2 protein-coding genes are annotated in these 1,893 nt (G+C 47.6%); one reads left to right on the top strand and one right to left on the bottom strand.

The window, feature by feature from the left end:
* Positions 1–125: 125 nt before the first annotated feature.
* Positions 126–707 carry a thioredoxin family protein gene (locus tag AC0QH1_RS10940; RefSeq protein WP_324631130.1) on the bottom strand — a complete coding sequence of 194 codons (582 nt, stop codon included), beginning with the start codon at positions 705–707 and terminating at the stop codon, positions 126–128.
* 350 nt (positions 708–1,057) lie between these two features.
* On the opposite strand from AC0QH1_RS10940, the gene AC0QH1_RS10935 reads away from it, so the two are divergent.
* On the top strand, positions 1,058–1,462 hold the full coding sequence (locus AC0QH1_RS10935; protein WP_324631129.1) for an NIL domain-containing protein: 405 nt from the start codon (positions 1,058–1,060) through the stop codon (positions 1,460–1,462).
* The last annotated feature ends 431 nt before the right edge of the window (positions 1,463–1,893 follow it).

Here is a 1,893-nt window from a genome sequence, read left to right as displayed (position 1 = left end):
TTTGTCAACCCATTGCCTCAACAAAAAATCGGCATGATGGGAATTTGCCGTAGGGACAAGGCAATGCCTTGTCCTGACAATCCTTACAACTTCCTCGCCATTGAAGAAGCGATCGCGATCGACAATTAATTCACCACTTGAGCGCTGTGACTGCGCGGATCGGTGGGGGTTGATTTTTTAGGGGTTCCCGATTTATCGATCGCAGATTTTTGACCGGTTGCTTTTGCATAAGGTAAAGGTTCGCCGGCGACTAACGCATCTAAATTCTGTGCCATTACATCGCGCGGAATTTCCCCGATCGCCGAAGCGATCGCTTCCCCATTGCTTCCCAAAAACACGAAATGCGGAATACCATCCACGCGATATTTCGTCAGTTCTGGCAACCACTTACTATTATCCACATTCAACATCACAAAATTAACATTGCCCTCATACTCCTGTTCCAGTTCCTTAATTTCTGGTGCCATTGCCATACAGCTCGTACACCAATTGGCATAAAATTCCATTAGAGTGGGATTGCCATTTTCTAGAGCCACCTCTAGGGGCATAGACTCCGACGCCAAATCCGTCAGGGAAACGTTGCGCGCTTCAGTTCGCAATCCGAGGAAAATCGCCACACTCAGCACAGTTGCTGCGAGGACGATTAATAAATTTCTCAACTGATTGACCACCGAGGAGGTGGATTTGTCCGGTAAATTTGCACTCATCAGATAGTAACTCGCCAATTATTACAAACTAATTCTATTGTATTTCAACCCAGCGCCACCGAGAGCGCACCCCTTGCATGTGTCGCTCTGCGAGAGGCGGGGATTGAAGAATTTTCCGGGCAATCGGAGGGATTCGAGATTGCCCCACCCTAGTCAATCGCGCTGAATCGTGCTAGAATACAAAATTAAAGAAAAGTTTTTTGGCATTGCCAGAAATGAAAATTGGCAGGTGGGGTGTAAAAGAGAGACCGGATGGAACCCAACCTGCGCGATAAATTGCCGAGTTTAGAATTAATACAGAAATAATCCAGATGCTTTTGCACTTGATTTAACCCTATCGGAGTTTTGCCGTGAAGAAACGAGTCACTTTGACGTTCCCAAAACGCTCGATCCAGATGCCAATTACCTATCGGTTGGCGAAGGATTTTAATGTAGCGGCTAATATTATCCGCGCCCATGTTGCCCCGAATCAAATTGGCACTTTGGTGGTGGAATTATCGGGGGATATGGATCAGTTAGAATCGGCGATTGATTGGATGCGATCGCATGATGTTTCCGTATCTCTCGCCAGTCGCGAAATTTTAATTGACGAAGAAAGTTGCGTTCACTGTGGACTTTGCACCGGGGTATGTCCCACGGAAGCGCTAACCCTTCATCCAGACACCTTTGAGCTAAACTTTACCCGATCGCGCTGTATAGTCTGCGAACAGTGCATTCCCACTTGTCCCGTACAAGCCATTTCCACCAATCTTTAACTATCCGCTGGGTCGTAAATGCAGCTAAATCAATGCGGAAACGCTGCTGAAGCACCACGGAGTTCGCCAGCGCGCCGCCGATAGTGGGCGAATCCGTCAACTATCGCTAATTATTAATTTGTAATTGAACGTCACCAATTGACGATAAAAAATCGCCTAGGGGCAAATCACCGAGAGAGGGAGGGGTGATTCCGTCGAGGACAAGCATTTGCACGGGCGATCGCCCTATTCCCGATGAAAGGCACAAGGAATCTGTGATAGGTTATAATCAGAATCATTGGTGCGATTCGTTCCTGCCAAAAGTCAAGGAAAATCTCCGAAACGTGGGCAGGGTAAGGTTCCAAAAGGGCCTTAACAACTGAATGTCGATGGTGGTGAAAGCCCACCCCATGAAGTGTGTCATGTGAAAGCACCTCCCCCACGGTAGCGAC

This window comes from Phormidium sp. CCY1219 (assembly GCF_055795085.1).
The sequence above is the reverse complement of the archived record's forward strand: the minus strand, read 5'-3'. Positions and strand labels throughout refer to the sequence as shown.